17 protein-coding genes and 2 tRNA genes are annotated in these 18571 nt (G+C 66.4%); 9 read left to right on the top strand and 10 right to left on the bottom strand.

Annotation, left to right across the window (positions count from 1 at the left end; translation table 11 throughout):
• Window positions 1–38 precede the first annotated feature (38 nt).
• The 6 genes from BLA60_RS26950 to BLA60_RS26925 all read left to right on the top strand — a co-directional run bounded on the left by BLA60_RS26950 (window position 39) and on the right by BLA60_RS26925 (window position 5218).
• Window positions 39–1985, top strand: a complete 1947-nt coding sequence (locus tag BLA60_RS26950) for an acetoacetate--CoA ligase (protein ID WP_075135885.1) — start codon at window positions 39–41, stop codon at window positions 1983–1985.
• 53 nt (window positions 1986–2038) lie between these two features.
• Window positions 2039–2128: transfer RNA gene (locus BLA60_RS26945), tRNA-Ser, on the top strand.
• A gap of 30 nt (window positions 2129–2158) precedes the next feature.
• Window positions 2159–2234: transfer RNA gene (locus BLA60_RS26940), tRNA-Arg, on the top strand.
• Window positions 2235–2430: 196 nt separating this feature from the next.
• Complete coding sequence (locus BLA60_RS26935) at window positions 2431–2964, top strand: GntR family transcriptional regulator (RefSeq protein WP_075135797.1); 534 nt, start codon at window positions 2431–2433, stop codon at window positions 2962–2964.
• A 13-nt stretch (window positions 2965–2977) separates the two neighbouring features.
• A complete protein-coding gene (locus BLA60_RS26930; protein ID WP_075135796.1) occupies window positions 2978–3643 on the top strand; it encodes a YdcF family protein in 666 nt (221 codons plus the stop codon).
• A gap of 654 nt (window positions 3644–4297) precedes the next feature.
• Complete coding sequence (locus BLA60_RS26925; RefSeq protein ID WP_084735293.1) at window positions 4298–5218, top strand: NotI family restriction endonuclease; 921 nt, start codon at window positions 4298–4300, stop codon at window positions 5216–5218.
• A gap of 8 nt (window positions 5219–5226) precedes the next feature.
• Here the strand turns inward: BLA60_RS26925 and BLA60_RS26920 are convergent, their stop codons facing one another.
• The 5 genes from BLA60_RS26920 to BLA60_RS26900 form a co-directional block, all read right to left on the bottom strand.
• Window positions 5227–6228 carry a DNA-methyltransferase gene (locus tag BLA60_RS26920; protein ID WP_084735306.1) on the bottom strand — a complete coding sequence of 334 codons (1002 nt, stop codon included), beginning with the start codon at window positions 6226–6228 and terminating at the stop codon, window positions 5227–5229.
• A 637-nt stretch (window positions 6229–6865) separates the two neighbouring features.
• Window positions 6866–7294 carry a hypothetical protein gene (locus BLA60_RS26915; protein ID WP_075135794.1) on the bottom strand — a complete coding sequence of 143 codons (429 nt, stop codon included), beginning with the start codon at window positions 7292–7294 and terminating at the stop codon, window positions 6866–6868.
• Complete coding sequence (locus tag BLA60_RS26910; protein WP_154814627.1) at window positions 7291–7557, bottom strand: hypothetical protein; 267 nt, start codon at window positions 7555–7557, stop codon at window positions 7291–7293. Before BLA60_RS26910 ends, BLA60_RS26915 begins: the two co-directional genes overlap by 4 nt.
• Complete coding sequence (locus BLA60_RS26905; protein ID WP_075135792.1) at window positions 7554–8159, bottom strand: hypothetical protein; 606 nt, start codon at window positions 8157–8159, stop codon at window positions 7554–7556. Before BLA60_RS26905 ends, BLA60_RS26910 begins: the two co-directional genes overlap by 4 nt.
• Window positions 8160–8178: 19 nt before the next feature.
• Window positions 8179–8430, bottom strand: coding sequence for a hypothetical protein (locus BLA60_RS26900; protein ID WP_075135791.1), 252 nt, complete (start codon window positions 8428–8430; stop codon window positions 8179–8181).
• 317 nt (window positions 8431–8747) lie between these two features.
• On the opposite strand from BLA60_RS26900, the gene BLA60_RS26895 reads away from it, so the two are divergent.
• Window positions 8748–10178, top strand: coding sequence for a tetratricopeptide repeat protein (locus BLA60_RS26895; RefSeq protein WP_154814626.1), 1431 nt, complete (start codon window positions 8748–8750; stop codon window positions 10176–10178).
• A gap of 201 nt (window positions 10179–10379) precedes the next feature.
• Here BLA60_RS26895 and BLA60_RS26890 read toward each other — a convergent pair whose 3' ends face one another.
• On the bottom strand, window positions 10380–10616 hold the full coding sequence (locus BLA60_RS26890) for a hypothetical protein (protein WP_075135789.1): 237 nt from the start codon (window positions 10614–10616) through the stop codon (window positions 10380–10382).
• A 545-nt stretch (window positions 10617–11161) separates the two neighbouring features.
• Between BLA60_RS26890 and BLA60_RS26885 the strand changes: the two genes are divergently transcribed.
• Window positions 11162–12127 (top strand): pentapeptide repeat-containing protein, encoded by a 966-nt coding sequence (locus BLA60_RS26885; protein ID WP_075135788.1) that lies wholly within the window; start codon window positions 11162–11164, stop codon window positions 12125–12127.
• Between the two features lie 111 nt (window positions 12128–12238).
• On the opposite strand, the gene BLA60_RS43635 is transcribed toward BLA60_RS26885, so the two are convergent.
• Both BLA60_RS43635 and BLA60_RS26875 read right to left on the bottom strand, forming a co-directional pair.
• A complete protein-coding gene (locus BLA60_RS43635; protein WP_154814625.1) occupies window positions 12239–12904 on the bottom strand; it encodes a hypothetical protein in 666 nt (221 codons plus the stop codon).
• Between the two features lie 76 nt (window positions 12905–12980).
• On the bottom strand, window positions 12981–14357 hold the full coding sequence (locus BLA60_RS26875; RefSeq protein ID WP_075135786.1) for an MFS transporter: 1377 nt from the start codon (window positions 14355–14357) through the stop codon (window positions 12981–12983).
• A 63-nt stretch (window positions 14358–14420) separates the two neighbouring features.
• On the opposite strand from BLA60_RS26875, the gene BLA60_RS26870 reads away from it, so the two are divergent.
• On the top strand, window positions 14421–15380 hold the full coding sequence (locus BLA60_RS26870; protein WP_075135884.1) for a helix-turn-helix transcriptional regulator: 960 nt from the start codon (window positions 14421–14423) through the stop codon (window positions 15378–15380).
• A gap of 13 nt (window positions 15381–15393) precedes the next feature.
• Here BLA60_RS26870 and BLA60_RS26865 read toward each other — a convergent pair whose 3' ends face one another.
• Window positions 15394–16077: a nitroreductase family protein gene (locus BLA60_RS26865; protein ID WP_075135785.1), complete on the bottom strand. Its 684-nt coding sequence runs from the start codon at window positions 16075–16077 to the stop codon at window positions 15394–15396.
• Between the two features lie 115 nt (window positions 16078–16192).
• A complete protein-coding gene (locus BLA60_RS26860) occupies window positions 16193–18463 on the bottom strand; it encodes a glycosyl hydrolase family 18 protein (protein WP_075135784.1) in 2271 nt (756 codons plus the stop codon).
• Window positions 18464–18571 lie beyond the last annotated feature (108 nt).

The following is an 18571-nucleotide window of genomic DNA, read 5'->3' as shown; positions in this document are numbered from 1 at the left end:
CTGGCGCCGTTCGCGAACCATGGGATATGAACGGTGGCATGACCTCCACCCCTGAGTTGTTGTGGCGCCCGGACGCCGACCGGGTCGCGGCGAGCCGGATGGCCGAGTTCCGCGCGTGGCTGCGTGCCGAGCGGGGCGTGGTGGTCGAGGACTACACGCAGCTGTGGGAGTGGTCGACCACCGAGCTGGCGGGGTTCTGGGGCGCGCTGGCCGAGTTCCTCGACGTGCGTTTCCACGACCGCGCCGAGACGGTCCTGGCCGACGAGAGCATGCCCGGCGCCGTGTGGTTCCCCGGCGCGACGCTCAACTACGCCGAACACGCCCTGGCCCGGGCCCCCGGCAAGGCCGACGACGACCTGGCGGTGATCTTCGACCGGGAGGACGGCCGGTCCGAGCGCCTGACCTACGGCGAGCTGCGCGCCCAGGTCGCCGGTGTGCGGGCGTCGCTGGCGGAGCTGGGCGTTGGCCGGGGCGACCGGGTGGTCGCGCTGGCCCCCAACACCCCGGCGACCCTGGTCGCGTTCCTGGCTGCGGCGAGCCTGGGCGCCACGTGGTCGTCGTGCTCGCCGGACTTCGGTGTCCGGGCGATCGCGGACCGGTTCACCCAGATCGAGCCGAAGGTCCTGTTCGCCGTGGACGGCTACGTCTACAACGGGCGCGAGTTCGACATCCGGGCCACGGTGCAGCGGCTGCGCACCGAGATCCCGTCGCTCACCGCGACCGTCCTGATGCCCTACCTGGTGGAGTCGCCGGAGCTGCCCGGCACCGTCGCCTGGGGCTCGCTGCTGCGCGAGGCGGAGCTGGAGTTCGACCCGGTCCCGTTCGACCACCCGCTGTGGGTCCTGTACTCGTCGGGCACGACCGGGCTGCCGAAGGGCATCGTCCACGGCCACGGCGGCATCGTGCTGGAACACCTCAAGGCCCTGGCCCTGCACAGCGATTTCGGCCCGGGGGACCGGTTCTTCTGGTTCACCACCACCGGCTGGATGATGTGGAACTTCCTCATCGGCGGCCTGCTCGTCGGCGCGACGGTCGTGATGTACGACGGCAGCCCCGCCCACCCCGACCTGAACACGCTCTGGCACCTGGCGGAGAAGAACAAGGTCACGTACTTCGGCACGTCGGCCCCCTACATCCAGTCGTGTCTCAAGGAGGGGTTGACGCCGGCCAGCACCCACGACCTGTCGAGCCTGCGGGCCATTGGTTCGACGGGCGCCCCCCTGAGCCCCGAAGGCTTCACCTGGCTGGCCGAGGAGGTGGGGGACGTCCAGATCTGCTCCATCTCCGGCGGCACCGACCTGTGCGCCGCGTTCGTCGGCGCGTCCCCCGACGTCCCCGTCTGGCGAGGCGAGTTGAGCTGTCGCATGCTCGGCGCGGCCGTGGCCGCCTACGACGACGCCGGCAACCCCCTGGTCGACGAGGTCGGCGAACTGGTCATCACCCGCCCGATGCCGTCGATGCCGACGACGCTGTGGAACGACCCCACCGGCGAGCGTCTGCGGGCCGCGTACTTCGAGCCCTACCCGAACACGTGGCGCCACGGCGACTGGATCCGCATCACCCCGAGAGGGTCGGCGGTCATCTACGGCCGCAGCGACAGCACCCTCAACCGCGGCGGCGTCCGCATGGGCACGAGCGAGTTCTACCGGGTCGTCGAGTCCTTCCCCGAGGTCCAGGACTCCCTGGTCATCGACACCTCAGCCGACACCGAAGGCGAGCTGCTGTGCTTCCTCGTCCTGGCCGCCGATGTGGACCTCACCACACTGGAGCCGACGCTGCGGGCCGAGCTACGCCGGGCCCTGTCCCCCCGCCACGTCCCCGACCGCTTCATCCCGGTGGCCGAGGTCCCCAGAACCCTCAACGGCAAGAAGTGCGAGGTCCCGGTCAAGAAGATCCTCGCCGGCATGCCCGCCGAACGGGCCGTCAGCCGTGACGCCCTGGCCAACCCCGAGTCGCTGGCGGTGTTCGTCAACCTGACCCCGTGAGAGCGGCCCCGGCTGCTGTAGTAGGCTCTCGTTCCGAGCGGCCTGGGGCCCCGGGAGGCTTCGCCTAGTCTGGTCTATGGCGCCGCACTGCTAATGCGGTTGGGGGAAACCCCTCCCGGGTTCAAATCCCGGAGCCTCCGCCATTCGGCTCCGGCCGAATGACAACTGAACATGCGCCCGTAGCTCAACGGATAGAGCATCTGACTACGGATCAGAAGGTTAGGGGTTCGAATCCCTTCGGGCGCGCCACATCCCCAGGTCAACGGCCTGGGGTTTCGTGTTTTCAGGGCTGGTTGCCGACTTTCACCGCTCGCTCTGAGCACCGAGTCGAGCGCGTCCGCGCTGACCCGAGACATAGTTGCGTCAACCGTCCGTAAAGCAGTAGGCGTTCTGGAAGCCGAGGGCCTGGCCACCCCCGTCCGCCGAAAAGGGCGACCGCCCACCAATGGAGCGCTACGCCAAGAGCAAGTGGAAGTCCGGTCTGGTCGCCTTCGCCGCCGACCGCGAACACGCCGGCCGCGCCTGGAAGCCCACCGACCAGACCAACACGGTGCGGCTCACCGAGGCCGACCCCCAGGTAGCCGAAGCCCTGGGCGTCGACATCGGCTCCCCGGTCTACGAGCGGTCCCGCCTGGTCAAGGACGCCGGCCAGCCCACGCACACCCTCACCAGCTACTACCGCCCCGAACACGTCGAAGGCACCCCGCTGGTGAACCCCCAGCCAGGCCCAGCCACCCCCGGCGGCGGTTTCGCCGTCCTCACCATGCAGGGCTACGAACCCGACCACATGACCGAGACCATCCACGCCCGCATGCCCACCCCCGAGGAACTAGCGGAGCTGGAGCTGCCCGCCGGCGAACCGGTCATGATCCTCAACCGCACCACCTACACAGCCAACGACGTCCCCATCGAGTTCGCCCGAGGTGTCCACGCCGCCAGTCGCTTCTCCTGGACCTACGACTTCACCCTCCCCGACTGAAAGGACCAAGCGAGTGCCCGACGCCATCCCCGCCGACGTCCGCGACGACGTGGAAACCCTCTGGAACTACCACCGCCTGGGCCACACCCTCAAACCCACCGACGTCGGCATCGGCCTCGGCAGCCACGACATCGGCGTAGCCGACACCACCGCCACCCTCTACCACCAAGGCCTGTTCCCCCTCATCGTCTTCACCGGCGCCAACGCCCCCACCACCATCGACCGCTTCCCCCGAGGCGAAGCCATCCACTACCGCGAACGCGCCCTAACCCTCAACGTCCCCGACGAGGCGATCCGCGTCGAACCCCACGCCCGCAACACCGGCGACAACATCACCCTCACCCGCGACCTCCTGGCCGCCGAAGACATCCACCCCAAATCCGTCTTGATCGTCTCCCGCCCCTACCAAGAACGCCGCGCCTACGCCACCACCCGCAAACTCTGGCCCGAAGTCGACGTCACCTGCACATCCCAACAAATCGACCTCGACACCTACGCCGCCACCATCGGCGACATCCCCCGAATGATCAACGTCATGGTCGGCGACACTCAACGTATCCGCCTCCACGCCCAAGCCGGCTACGCCATCCCCCAACACATCCCCACCGAAGTGCAGGAAGCCTACGAACGTCTGGTCGCCGCCGGCTACACCCGTCACCTCATCTCGGGCGACGCGTAACTGACTACGGGTCGCGCGTGTGGAGGTCGTTTGATGACCGCGTTCAGACTTTCTCTACTTGTTCAAGGCGGGCGCCTAGCGGCGTCCGCTGGCCCGCTGCGCTCATGGCCGAACCGGCACTGCGCGCTGGGCGTGCGGCTGGCGCCGGTCCCAGCGCGCGCCGGTCGGCCGGAGGCGGGCCAGGAGCTGTAGGCCCGCGCCGGACAGAGAAGAGATGTCCTCGCCTGACGGGCAGGCCAACAGGATGGCGGGGATCGCAGTTTGCCTGCGGTTCGTCGGGGAAACGTCCTGCCATCCCGCCGACCTCCACAAGGGCTATCGCACCGCGTCAAGGGGGCAGACCCAGCCCAAAGTGCCGGTATCGAGAAGGTGCCCCCTTGACCCGGCACGATCGGGCTTCGCCAGGTCGACGGGATGGCAGGAAACCCCTCCTTGAGCGTAGTGTCTGCCAACGCAGACATGCTCAGGTGCGCCGCTCCATCGCCAAACCGGTACGTCTGGGGCAACACAAGCTCCTCGTCTGCCAAGGCCGCCCAGACGCCTCTCGTCATCGATGGCCGCAAGTAGGGGACGGTCCACTCAAGCCAGCTGAGAACTCGTAACGGCCACGAGGGCGCAAGTTGGGGCAAGTCGACTCGTCGCTAGCATAGGGAGATGACAGCAGGCAACGATAGAGTGCGGCGTGGCACCTTATTTCCCATTGTCGAGGCGTACGGGTTCCCGCACGACTGTACGACTGCTGAGGCTCAGGAAACGTGGGATGCGCAGCAGTGCCCATTCTCAAATACCCGCTGCGAAAAGAAAGTTCAGTACAACTTCGGCTACTGCTCTGTTGTATACGCAGCAGCTTGGGACAAAGGGCGGCCTCAGCCTTATGCGGTATGCGACCATCGCCTCGACGGTGAGCCAATCAACTGGGCGCTTTCTGACTACTTCGGCGACGAGCAGCCGCAACTAGTCTCAGAAGTGACAGCCCTGAGTGATCCCAAGCTAAACATAGACTACGTGGCTTTCATTGACGACGAAGCTCACGACGAAACCGCTCTGATTGCTATCGAAGCTCAAGCGATCGACTTGCGCGGAGGTGGAGTTGGTCCCGCTTGGCGCGCATGGGAAGACGGAAAACCTGAACAATGGCGAGCCTATTTCACCGCCGAGGCTAAGGACAAGAATCGTCGCGACACAGTCGACTATGGCGTAAACACGGGAAATGTCTACAAGCGCCTAGCGACGCAGGTACTTGTAAAGGGTGAGTATCTGAAGGAAATCGACGTACCGCTATACGTAATAATGCAGCACAGCATTCTCCAGCAGCTACGGACACGCGTGAACTTCACTACGGTAGGTCGGGACGATCCATGGGATATCACTTTTGGTAGTTTCGAGTATACAGGTCAACGAGAATCCAATGGTCAACTGGAATTCAGCTTCGTTGAGGCTGTTCGAACAACTCTCGACAATTATCGATTAGCATTCATGATGAGCAGTGCAGCTCCGACCTATCTTCGCGAGGATTTTATTGAAAAAGTGAAAAAGAAGGCTGGCTCCAGCACGTCGCAAACAGAGCTCTTCTGAGAGTGCGGTCAGAACAGCCTGTTCGGACTGTCGTCGATCTCTTCGTCTTGCAACATGTCTGCCGCGATCTCGCGCACTTTGCTTGCGTTTGACAGGTTCTGGCGAGCCGCAGAAGAGAAGCTCGCTGTCAGCTCAAATCCGATTGCACGTCGACGATTTTTCACTGCTACAGCGAGAGATCTTCCAGTCCCGCAGAATGGGTCGAGCACCACACCGTCTGGTGGGCAAGAGCTGACAATTCTAGGTTCGATCAAGTGGGCCGGAAACGTGGCCGAATGGCCATCGGAACCCGGCGCAACGTTCACTGTTACAACATCCCGCGCGCCAGGCTCAACCGCAGTCATGTCGTAGTAATATTTCGCGCGCCCCTCCTTGGGGCGTTTCACAAAGTGAAAGAAATGTTCGTGAGCAAGCCGCAACCGATCCTTTTCCGGTCGAGGTGGAACATTTCGCTTTTCCCATATCATGTCATTGCGAAGAATCCATCGTTGATCTTGCATGGCGATAGCAAAACGGGCGGGTATGAGCAAAAGTTGTTTTTCTTGCCGAAAGCCGCCCATTGGGGTCTTGCGTCGCATTCGCGGATTGTCGCCCAAGCCTTGACGACCATCAAAACGAATGCTCGACCAACGCGCGAAATATGTATCTCCGATATTGATCCATATGCTTCCGCCTGGCTTTAACGCGGAAGCTCCACGCTGGAAAATTTCCACCAGATGGCTTATGTACCATTCAGGAAGGGGTTCGAGGCCGAGGCATCCACCATGCATCCGATACCAATCGTAGGGTGGAGCAGTCTCCTTATCTCCACCCTCAGCCATCCATTCCTGCAGGATGTCTTCATTGTGATCTAGACCGTAAGTGCGTAGGCCCCAGTATGGGGGTGACGTGATGATTAGATCAATCGACTCTGGAGACAATTTGCCCATAAGGTCATAAGCGTCTCCCTCGTGCACCTCTGCGGCATTCCGCTTCGGGGGCGACAAGGTCTTTGGCACATTCGTCGACATGGGCATTCTCTTTGTCATATTGTTAGCCTTCTGCTGATCTCGACGGTCATCGTATACTGAAGGGCTGTTAGTTCAACCTGACACGCTGTTGACAACTCTCGCCTCTTGTGCTATTAGGGTTGCGAGTGGGTAAGACCTCCATTGACACCCAGGCCAGACGGGCCTGGCGAGCGGGGCCGGTCGCGGGTGCGTCTGCTGCAGCAGGTCACACGATGTGGGCGGAACAGTTGCCACCTCTTGACGCCTGGTTGCTGCAACTGGGTCAGCGCGCACTGTCACGTGAACGACGTGTATTTGCTAGTGAATCGCCAATAGTTGACTGCGGCGACGACAGGCATTGGAACTTGCGCAAGTGTGTAACTAACGCACCGAGCCAGCTCGAGGCAGCTATCGATCGAGGACGTCAAGTTCAGGGCAGACGCGCTGACCTGCCAGAAGATCAACGCCCCACTTTACTCCAGCAAAACCACCACAGAGGACCATCGGTGACCCGATGCAATGAGAGGGAGGTCGAGAGCACCCGTGCAGGTCACGAGCTGAGTTGGTAGACAACGACACGAAATCACCTATGGCGATCATGAAACCGTAGGTTCAAGAGTCGATGACGAACCCGGTGCCCCAGCGAGAATGCGGTGAGTTAGACGTCGATGGCCCAGAGTTGCAGTAGGTCGGTGTGGAAGAGGTGTCTGGTGTCTGGTTTGGGGTGGATACCTTCTGCGGCGAGGAGGGTGCGGAGCTGTGGGGCGTAGGGGACGGTGCAGAGCCAGACGTTGATGGGGGTGTCGTTTTCGGGGTTGCGGCCGATGATGGCGATGTTGGCGGTGTGGCCGTTGGGTGAGCGTTCGATCAGGGCTTCGGGTTTGGCGAGGGTGCGGCGCCATTCGATGAGTTCGGCGGCGCCTTGGGCGAGACGGCCAGGTTCCAGGCAGACATCCAGGGTGATGGTGCCGTGGGCGTCGATGGTCATCTGGAGGGCGGCGATGTTGGCTTGGATGGGGTAGTTGGCCAGCATCGTGGTGAAGCCTTCGAGTTCTGTGGCGTAGGTCTTGGGGCTGTTACCGATCACGGGGTGGTCCGCTGAGGGTCGAGTGTGGTCAGTGCTTCGTAGGAGAGGCCGTCGCCGTATTTGGCGGTGACGTGGGCGATGAGGTGGATGCGGCCTGGGCGGATGGGGTCGCGGCCGGCGAGGGCGTTGCGGAGGGTGCCTTCGGGGATGGTGTCTTCGCCGAGGGTGGTGCATTCGCGGGCGAGGCGGTTGACCGACCAGTTGTGTGTGGCGAGCCAGTGTTTGAGCAGGGTGCCGTTGATCTTGGGCATGGGATCGGTCACCTGGTGAGGGTGCTGGGGTCGAGGATGGTGCAGTGGCGGAGTAGGCGGACGAGGTCGGTGGCGCGTGCCCAGCGGATGGTGGGGTCGGTGTAGGCGACGATGTCCTTGGTGGTGGGGACGGGGCCGCGTGGGCTGGCTTTGTAGAGCTGGGCGTTGACGCCGTGGATGGGGTGGGTGCGGGCGCGGATGGTGATGGCGCTTCGGCGTAGGGCGGGGCAGTGCCGGGTGGCGATGGGGACGCAGGTGGCGCAGATGGGGGGTTCGGTGACGGTCATGTTGTTGGGCCAGCCGGGCCAGTCGGTGCGGTGGTCTTGGAGTAGCCAGAGGACGCCGTCGGTGGTGTGGTCGGCGGGGTTGGCGCAGACCTGGCAGAGCAGGCGTTGCATGGCGCGGCGTTGGCGTTGTGGGTGGGTGTTGCTGTAGCGAGGGCGGCCCTGGTGGGGGCTGTGTGGGGTGCGGTACCAGAGGACGCCGTGGGAGTCACGGTCGAATACGGTTTCGTCGGCGTAGGCGATGCCGACGCCGGGGCGTTCGACGATGACGCTGGGGATGAAGTCCTCGGTGCTCCACGAGCTGACGTACGGGACAAGCGGCTGTGGCATGACGGGTGTCTTTCGGGGGTCAGTGGTCGGTGGTGAGCAGGCGGAGGCCGGGGCGTCTGGTGGTGGCTCGGGCGCGGAGGGCCACGGCCAGAGCGGTCACCTGGTCGGCCAGGGCGAGTTCGTCCTCGGCCGAGATCGGTGGGACTCGGCCGGCGTCGGCGTCGAGGTGGTGGAGGAGGTAGCGGGCGAGACGGGTGTTCAGGTCGGAGATGTCGTGCATGAGGCGACCGTCGTGGTGGGCGGTGTCGTCCGGCGGGGGTATCTGTGGCATCGGGTTCCGCCTTTCGGGTGACGTTGTGTCCCGAAGGAGAATTTGTTTCTCGGGTGTTCGAAGGTCACTCAATTGCACGGGGAGCTTGGAGGGGATTGTCGAATCGGCATCAGCTGTATGCGGGCAACGCATATCTCGTATCCGTGCTGGTCAGCGCCTGGGTAGTATGGGATTGACCGTGGGGCATCACATTCGGCGAAGGTGAGCTGATGGTTTCTGGGGATGGGCCGCGTTACTGCCGCTGTGGTCATCGGTTGGCGGCTGACAACACGGGTTCGTTGTGTGCGTCCTGTGTCGGGGCGAGCCGGGATCGGTTGTTGGTTCCGCCGTCGGTTCCTGCGGATTTCTGGTTCACGGCGCAGATGAGGGATGCCTTCTCGGCGCAGCACATCGGTTGGGTGGCCAGGGCGTATCGGAAGCATCCGCACCACTCGGCGGTCTATGGGCGCGGTGGGATCTCGCAGACGTTGCTTGGGCAGTGGCTGGGGATCACGCAGCCGCAGGTGTGCCGGATTGAGACCGGGCCACCGCCGCGCAACACTGACACCATCGCCCACTGGGCGCGGGTGTTGGGTGTGCCCAGTGGGTTGCTGTGGATCGATCCGCCGGGTGGTCGGCGGTTGAGTTCGGCCAGTGTCAGCGCGTTGTTCGACAGCCATACTGGTGTGGTGTCGTCCCTTGAACTACAGGGTGGGGACTGGACCGACGCCGACAGCCACGAACTCGCTCTTCTGGTGCGGGAGGGTGCCGAGTTGCCGGTCAGCGCCGAGTCGGTCACCCATCTCGTGCACGCGTGGCTGGTCACCGAGCCGCCCCAGGTCGTGGAGCAGGCCAGTGGTCGGCGGGTCGGGGACAACCTGGTGCGCAAGGTCGAACGACGCACGGCCGAACTACGTCGCATCGACGACTACCTGGCCGGTGGAGACCTCCACGCACTGGTCGTGCAGGAGCTACGAGCGACCGCCGCTCTGCTTCGTGAAGCGACCTACACCGAGGCACTGGGGCGGCGGTTGCTCGCAGCTCTGGGCGAGTTGGCGCAGCTGGCCGGGTGGGTGCTCGGTGACGCGGGACGATACGTGTCAGCGGCCCACTACTACCTGGTGGGCGTCAAGGCAGCACACGCCGCCGGCGACGTCGCCCTGGCGGGCAACCTGATCTCGACGTTGGCCTACCAGGTCAGCAACGTCGGCAGCCCACGCGAAGCCGTCCTGCTCGCGTCGAGCGCGAACACCGGCGCCAGGGCGCAGGCGACACCGAAGGTACGGGCGCTGTTCAAGGAACGCCTGGCCTGGGCCTACGCGAAGTCCGGCGAGCGACGCCAGACCGAACGAACCCTGGCCGCCGTGGAAACCGACTACGAACGTGGCGTCGACCTGGACCACCCCGAATGGGTGTACTGGCTCGACGAGGACGAAGTCACGATCATGGCCGGCCGCTGCTACGCCGAACTCGGCGACGCCGACCGAGCGATCGACCTACTGACCGGCGTCCTCGACAACTACGACGAGCGACGAACCCGCGAGTTGGCGTTGTACAAGAGCTGGCTCGCCGAAGCGCACCTCAGCCGGGGAGACCTCGACCAGGCCGTGGCCAGCGCCACCCACGCGCTCGAACTGACCTCCACGACCACCTCTGCCCGCAGCGACGACCGCGTGAGCGCGCTCCGGCGGAAGCTGAGACCACACGGTTCCCACCCACTCGTGGTTGACTTCGAGGAGCGAGTACGGGAGCTTGCCGATCTGGGGTAAGTGCCGATTTATTGCCAGTTTTCAACAGAAGATGATCACAGATGTCGCCAGTTGACGCCAAGAGGCGTACGTCGATAAGAGCAGGTCACGGCAGGTATCGGCAAGCACTGACCAGTACCGTCAGAAGTGGACGGCGGATCAGAAGGTTAGGGGTTCGAATCCCTTCGGGCGCGCCACTTCACACCCCAGAGAGACCACCGTCTAGCTGGGGTTTTCGTTTATCTGCACCACCTCCCTACCCGTTCCGGTCGCCTCAAGATCGCGTTGGGTGCCCGATGGGTGCCCGAACTGTCTGCGGCGTGGCGCCAGGGCAACCGCGTCCTCGGCCGCCGCCGACGCGACCTGCGGCAGCACGTTGGTGTAGATGTCCGCCGTGGTACTCAGCATCGAATGGCCCGGCAGTTCCGACACGACCTTGAGGTCGTAGCCGGCCGCCAACGTCAGGCCCCGCGCTCACATGGCGGCAGTCATGCAACCTGATCGGCGGCAGGCCGGCGGCGCTGACCAGTTCGGCGAACCGGTCGCTGATCCAACTCGGCCGCAACAGACCCGTCCGGCTTCACGAACACGCGAGCCCGGGCTGCCAGGGTGGCTTCGAATGGCCCTGCTCGGATCAAGCCGAGCGCCGGTGTACCGGCTCGCGCATGATCGCCAGCACGCCCTTGGAGTTGGCGTTGGCAAGAACGCAAAATTCATTTCCCACGTTGACCATCCGGTCCTCCACATTCAACTCTGACTCGACTAGGTTGAAACCGCCCGCATGTCGATCATGGCCGTTACACGTTTCATCTCTTCACCTCCGTTGCTGCATCGATCGTGCAGCATGAACGCCCATGGATAGCTCCCGCAAACCCCACCCACAACACCTGCGGCCGGCGAGAACACCGCGCGTCGCACGGACCGCAGGTCTTCGCCGACCCACCACCGATCGCAAACGAAGGGGACGGCCAAGCGGGTCATGGAACTGGACCGCCATCGCATCCGTGATCGCCGCGCTCGCCGCCGCCGCCGGCGTGTACTACACCGGCCAATCACTGGACGCGACCCGCCGCCAGAACACGGTAGCCGAACAAGGCCAGGCCACTGACCGCCTAGCTCAAGCTGCCGAGCGACTTACCCGTGCGGTCGATCAACTCGACCGCTCCGGCGCCGACCACCTCCAAGCTCGACTCGGAGCCATCTACGCCCTCGAACGCCTCGCCCACGACTCACCCCCCGACCACCCCACCATCGTCGAAGTCCTCACTGCCTTCATCCGCACGACAACCCCCCGGCCCGCCCCCGCAACCACCGCAGCAAAAGACAATACCTGCAACGAGCAGACGACCATCGGCGCCGACATCCAAGCCGCGCTCACCGTTCTTGGTCGCCGCAACGCCAACTATGACCAGAACGACATGAATCTACGCAATGCCTGTCTCCGTCACGCTGAGCTCCCCGGAGCGAACTTCAGCGACGCGGACCTCCTCGGAGCAAACTTCAGTGACGCGAACCTCAGCCGCGCGAACCTTCGCACTGCGTACCTCACCGGGGCGAGTTTCGACGGCGCGAGCCTCGTCGAAGCGTCGCTCAGTGAGGCGCATTTGGAACGAGTGACCCTCGTCGGCGCGTTCCTCCGACAATCGAACTTCGACCGCGCCATCCTCGACCGCGCGAATCTCAGCGACGCGAGCTTGCTCCTCGCGGACCTCGTCGCGGCGGACCTCAGTGGCGCGATCCTCGACCGCACGAAACTACATAACGCAGACTTCCGCGATGCGCAGTTCTACGGCACGAACCTCCGTAGCCTGGACCTCAGCGGCTCGGACCTCCGCGGCGCGATCCTCGACGGCGCCATCCTCGATGGCGCGGACCTCTCCGCCGTCGACCTTCGCGGCGCACAACATGATCTCTTCACAAGCGTCAACGACGTTGTGACCAACGAGTTGACCAAAGGCAAGTGGTGGTGACTGGGCGCAGGGGCCGGCCCCGAAGCTGGACCGCCGGCTGCCGGCCACTTGTCCTGAGCGTCCGCATCCGGTATGCGGCTCATGCAGGACCACGACCGTGTGGGACGTCTGTCATACGGAGGCGTTCCACTGCTGTACTTCGACAACCACGTCAGTCAGCGTGGACTCGTCCGTCGATGACTTCATACGGAAAGCTGGCTGCCCGCATCCGTAGCCGGACATCCAGCCTGCCGCTCCGTCCACAGGACCCTCAAGAACGATGTCGTCAACGCTGACGAAGGTTGTCTGCACTGTCGACTGCTCGTTCACCGCCCGCCAGCGGACGTAGAACCGTTGAAGGGAGCAACCGTTCATCGTCAAGGGGAACTCGTAGATGGTTGCCCACTCCGTGCCGCTGAACGCGCGCACGGTCTCACGCCACTCCCTGCTGAGGTCATAGCCCTCCACCGCATCCGGGAATGGTGGGGGTCTGGTCCCCGGTGGGCGTGCCTCCAGCGGATCAGCGAGTTCGCTGCCCGGAATCGGCCAGGTCCATGCGGGCTCGGCCGCCGCCGTCGAAGTCGGGGTCGGAGTTGACGCCGGAGTTGGTATCGGGTCCTGGCGGCTCGATGCGGTTGCCGTGGGCTTCTGGGCGGCTAGGTCGGGCTTGGTCACGTTCAGCCCCGAGGCGTATCCGACAAGTCCGCCGACCAACACCGCAGCTACTACGGCGACGATCCACGGCCACCGCCTTGCCTGCGGTGACGGTTGGTAGTGGGCCGGCTCGTGGTCGCTCATGGTCACCGTGTCGCTTGGCGGTGAGCGAATGTGTCAGGTGCCTGCGGCTCTTGGCGCCGGCTGCCCGCACCGGCGTCTATTGTGGAGTCGCTGTCCTGGGGAGGGCGAGCATCGCGGCGGCGGCCAGGACGTACACCAGGACCTGCCAGGGCATGACCTTGGCCAACTCGTTGGTCGTGAAGTAGACGGTGCCGAGGACGGCGACGCCCACAGCGCCGCCGAGTTGGTTGACGGTGGACAGGACGCCGCCGGCGGCGCCGGCGTGTTGGGCGGGGACGGCGGCCAGGACGACGTTGACCAGGACCGGGGCGGTCAGGCCCAGGCCGAGGCCGCCGACGAACATGGCGGTGGCCAGCGCCCAGTAGCCGGGGGTCGTGCCGTCGCTGACCAGCCACCACAGCAGGGCCTGGGAGGCGGCGAGGGTCAGGGAGCCGGTGACCAGCAACGCCCGGCCGGCTTTCGGGGCCAGGGCGACGCCGGCGCCGGAGGTGATGATCGAGCCGACGGCGTAGGGCAGGATCACCAGGCCCGTTTCCCACGCGGTGCGGCCGGTGCCGATCTGCAGATACGTCGACAGCACCAGGAAGAACGACGCCAGCCCGCCGAAGAACAGCAGCGCCGCCGCCAGGCCCGCGGTGAACGGGCGGATCGTCAGCAGCGTCGGCTCCAGCACCGGGTGGCCGCCGCGGCGCGTCACCGCCCGCTCGTAGGACGGGAACACGGCGAGCAGCAGCACACCGACCGCCAGCACCGCCCAGCCCCACCACGGCCACCCCCAGTCGTGGCCCTGCACCAGCGGCGCCAGCACGAGCACGACGCCGGCGCAGGACAGCACGGCGCCCGGGACGTCGAGGCGGGCGCGGCTCGCGGCGGTCGACTCCGGGAGCACCCGCGCGCCCAGGACCAGCGCGAGGGCGGCGATCGGCAGGTTGATCCAGAAGATCGTGCGCCACCCCAGGCCCCACAGGTCCGCCTCGACCAGCGCCCCGCCGAGCAGCGGACCCGCGACCGACGCCAGGCCCTGCACCGCGCCGAACGCGCCGAAGGCCGTGGCCGGCGCCGCGAACGACGAGCGGATGATCCCGAACACCTGCGGGACCATGAACCCGCCGGCCAGACCCTGCACGGCGCGCACCGCGATCAGCGTGCCGGCCGTCGGCGCCAGCGCGCACGCCGCCGACGCGAGCGCGAACACCGTCAGCGACCACAGGAAGACCCGGCGCCGGCCGTGGTCGTCGCCGAGGCGGCCGCCGGTGATCAGGCCGGACCCGAGGGCCAGCGTGTACGCGGCGATCGTCCACTGCAGTTGGGCGTCGGTGGCGTGCAGGTCACGGGCGATGTCCGGGGCGGCGACCACGACGATCGTCACGTCGAGCAGGTCCATGAACGAGGCGATCAGCACGACCAGCAGCGCGAGCGACGCGCGCCGGCCGGTGACGGTGGGGGAACTCATGGACCGCACCGTGACATCGGTAGCGGTCACCGAATGTCCGCCTTTTCTGCGAGGGTGGACGGCGTGGCCGACACGTCCGCGCGGATCCTGCGCCTGCTGTCCCTGTTGGCGGCGCGCGTCGAGTGGCCGGGCGCCGAACTCGCCGCGCGCCTGGCCGTCTCCCCGAGGACCCTGCGCCGCGACGTCGACACCCTGCGCGAACTCGGCTACCCGGTCGACGCCATCAAAGGCCCCGGCGGCGGCTACCGCCTCGGCGCCGGCGGCACACTCCCACCCCTGGTCCTCGACGACGACCAGGCCATCGCCATCGCGTTGGCGTTACGGACAGCACCGGCGACCGTCACCGGAATTGATGACGCCGTCACCCGTGCGTTGACGACCCTGCGCCAGGTCCTGCCCGCCCGACTACGCGCCGCGACCGACGCGTTCGAGGTCACCACCCTGCCGAACTACTGGGAGTTCGCCGCACCCCCGATCGACGTCGACATCCTGCGCACGGTCGGCGCCGCGATCCGCACCAGCCGCGTCCTGCGCTTCACCCCCACCGACGCCGACCCCGCGCCGCCGCTCGAGGTCGAACCGCACCACCTGGTCGTGTGGGCCGGCCGCTGGTACCTGATCGCCCGCGACCACCGCCACCGCACCTGGCACACCTACCGCGTCGACCGCATCGACCCCCGCACCGCCACCGGCCCCGCCTTCCACCCCACGCCCCTCACCGACGACGACCTCACCCGGCTGGTCGTGCGCAACCCCGACCGGGGCGACACCACCGCGCCGTGGCAGTGCGTCGGCTCGGCCACCCTCCCGCTGCCCGCCCACGTCGTCGCCCGCTGGGCCCCCGGCGGCTCCGTCGTCGAACCCCTCGACGCCGACCACTGCCGCTTCACCATCGGCAGCTGGTCCTGGGCCGGCGTCGCCGGCCTGTTCATCACCTTCGACGCCGACCTGACCGACGTCGAACCGGCCGAACTCCGCGACACCCTCGCCCGAATCGGCCACCGCCTCCACAACGCGTCCTGAGGAAAGAAGGCGCTCAGATGCGGACCAGGACCTGGTCGAGGGTTTTGCGTTCGAGGTCGGGGACGACGCAGTCCGGGGCGGGATAGCCGACCGGGATGACGGCGAACGCCTTCTCGTTCTGGGGGCGTCCCAGTAGTTCGGTGAGGAAACGCATCGGGGACGGGGTGTGGGTCAGGGCGGCGAGGCCGGCGACCTGGAGGGCGGCGAGCAGCAGCCCGACGGCGATGCCCACGGACTCGTCGACGTAGTAGTGCTTGTGGGTGCTGCCGTCGGCCATCAGGTGGTAGCGCTGTTGGAAGACGACGATCAGGTACGGGGCGTCGGTCAGGTGGGGTTTGACGGCGTCGGTGCCCAGCGGGCGCAGGGCGTCGAGCCATTCCTCGCCCAGGCGGCCGGCGTAGGCGCGCTGTTCCTCCTCCTCGGCGGCCTCGCGGATCTGGTGGCGCACAGTGGGGTCGGAGACCAGGACGAAGGTCCACGGCTGCTGGTGGGCGCCGCTGGGGGCGGTGGCGGCGGTGGCGATGGCGTCGAGGACCAGCTGTTCGGGCACGGGGTCGGGGGCGAACATCCGGACGGTTCGGCGCGCGCGCATCTGGTCGCGGAACTCGGCGGCGGCGGCCAGGGCACTGGCCTGCGGTGGGCGGGTCGGGCGGTAGGGCACGGGTCGGTACGGCTCGCCGTAGTTCGGGGTCCACATGGGCGCATGATGGCAGAGAAACGCCCGATTGCTGAAGTGTTGCGTTCGATAATCGAACGGGATGGCGGCCGCCGGCTCAACCACGACGGCCGCCATCCCAGCCCCCGGGACAGAGCTAGCGCAGGCCGCCGTCGACGGCGGTCATCAGGGTTCCGTTGTCGCCGGACATTTCCCAGATCATGGTGCCGAGCAGGTTCTGTTGTTTGACCAGCGCCATCTTGCGGCCGATGGACCACGGGTCGTCGAAGGTCCACCACTGGCCGTTGGGGCCGGTGTAGCCGTAGGTGGCCAGCGCCTGTTCGTCGTGGTGCACGGTCATCGTCGGGAACGCGGCCAGCAGGTTGTTGTAGCCGCGGGTGCCGGCCTCCTCCTGGAACTGGCCGGGGGCCGCGCCGCCGGCCGCCTGCCACTCGCCGTTGCGGCCGCCGTCGGTGACGGTCTGCCAACCCCGGCCGTAGAAGGGCAGGCCGATGGTCAGCTTGCGCGGGTTGACCCCGGCGTCGGTGTACACCTTCAGCGCCGACGCCGAACTGAACTGGAAGCTGTACGGGTCGTCGGTGTCGTCGTACCAGTTCGCCTGGTGGCCGGTGCGGTTCGGTTCCCACGAGTTGTCGCTGCCGGCGCCGTGGTAGTCGTAGCCCTGCACGTTGGCGAAGTCCATGTACCTGAACACGTGGTCGGCGCCCGAGATCTCCCAGCCGGCGGCGATCTTGGCCGGGTCGGCGGGGGTGAACGCGGTCAGCAGGTACCGTTTGCCGGTCTCGGCGCCCAGCGCGTCGAGCTGACGGCGGAACTCGGCGAACAGCAACGTGTTGTTCCGTTTGTCCGCCGGGCTGACGTGGTTGCCCGGGTGCCCTTCGGCGCCCGGCCACTCCCAGTCGAGGTCGATGCCGTCGAAGATCCCGGCCGCGACGCCCGCCCCGCCGGCGCCGTTGTAGGCCGGCAGGTTCCCCCTGATGTACATGTCCACACAGGACTGGACGAACTTGCGGCGGGACGCGTCGGTCGCCGCTACGTCGGAGAAGAACTTCGAGTACGTCCATCCGCCCAGTGACATCAGGACCTTCAGGTGCGGGTGCTTGGCCTTGAGTTTCTTGAGCTGGTTGAAGTTGCCGCGCAACGGTTCCCAGCCGGTGTCGCCGACACCGTCGACCGACTGCGCCGCCGACATCGGTCGCCCGTAGTCGGCGTCCGCGTCGCCGGCGCCGGTGCCCTGGTCGGGGTCCTGCGGGTTCTGGCTGGTGCCCCGGGTGACGCCGTTGAGACACGTCAGGTTGACCGGGTCGATGTTGCCGAAGGCGTAGTTGATGTGGGTGAGCTTGGCCGCCGCGCCGGAGGTGTCCAGGTTGCGCACGAAGTACTGCCGGCCGTAGATGCCCCACTGCACGAAGTACCCGACCCTGGCGTACTTCCCGCTGCCGACGACGTCGTCGGTGGTGGCCGTCGCGGTGTTCGACGCGCCCGACACGTTGTCGTAGGTGTCGCGCGCCTTCACCGTGAACGTGTACGGAGTGGACGGTGAGAGGCCGCCGACGGTGGCCGTGGTGCCGGTGGCGAACGTCGCGAGCGTGCCGCCGGTGTACACCTCGTAGCCGGCGATGCCGTTGGCGTCGGTGGCCGCGTTCCAGGCCAGCGTCACGCTGGTCGACGCGACGGCGCTGACCCGCAGGTTCGCCGGGACGGTCGGCGCGGTGGTGTCGTCGGCGGGGTTCCTGGTCCGCGCGGTGACCGGGGCGCTGGCGGGGGAGGTGTTGCCCCGGCCGTCACGGGCCCGCACGGTGAACGTGTGGTCGGTGTTGGGCGCCAGGCCGCTGACGATGGCGGTGGTGCCGGTGACCGTGGCGGTGCCGCCGCCCTCGACGAGGTACTCGGTGACCGGGAAGTCGCCGGCGGTGCCGGCGGTCCAGGCCAGTGACACGGTCCTGGTGGTGGCGCCGGTGGCGCGCAGGCCGGTCGGGGCGCCGGGCGCCTGGTCGGGCGAGCCGTCGCACTTGTCGCCGTTGATCCGGCAGTTGGTCGGCTGGCCGGTGCCGAACAGTGGGAACCACGGGCTGTAGGGCTCGGTGGTGCCGCCGGGGCGCACGGCCTTGTTGTAGTACTCGGCGTCGATCGTGACGTGGTTGCCGGTGACGGTCTTCACGCCGTAGGTGACGCTGCCGATGGTGGTGCCGGCCGGGAGGTCGAACTCGATACGCCAGTTGTCCGAGGCGGTGGACCCGCCGTTGGCGACGACGTATTTGCCCTGGGTCCAGGAACCCTGGTCGGTGGCGGAGTAGGTGGCGGTGAGGTCCGCGGCGGCCCAGGCGGTGGTGGCGCTGAGCGTGCTCATCGCCACGGCGAGCGTGGCTACCAGGGTGAACATCCGCGTCGGTCTTGATCCGGACATGACTCAACTCCTCGCGTAGACAGGGGACGAGGAAGACGTTTCCGACGGTAATTGGCCTAGACCACTCGGTCAAGGTCTAGACCAATTCAGTTGGTTGCCGGATAACTC

Source organism: Actinophytocola xinjiangensis (assembly GCF_001921215.1).
Taxonomy (GTDB): domain Bacteria; phylum Actinomycetota; class Actinomycetes; order Mycobacteriales; family Pseudonocardiaceae; genus Actinophytocola; species Actinophytocola xinjiangensis.
The sequence above is the reverse complement of the archived record's forward strand: the minus strand, read 5'-3'. Positions and strand labels throughout refer to the sequence as shown.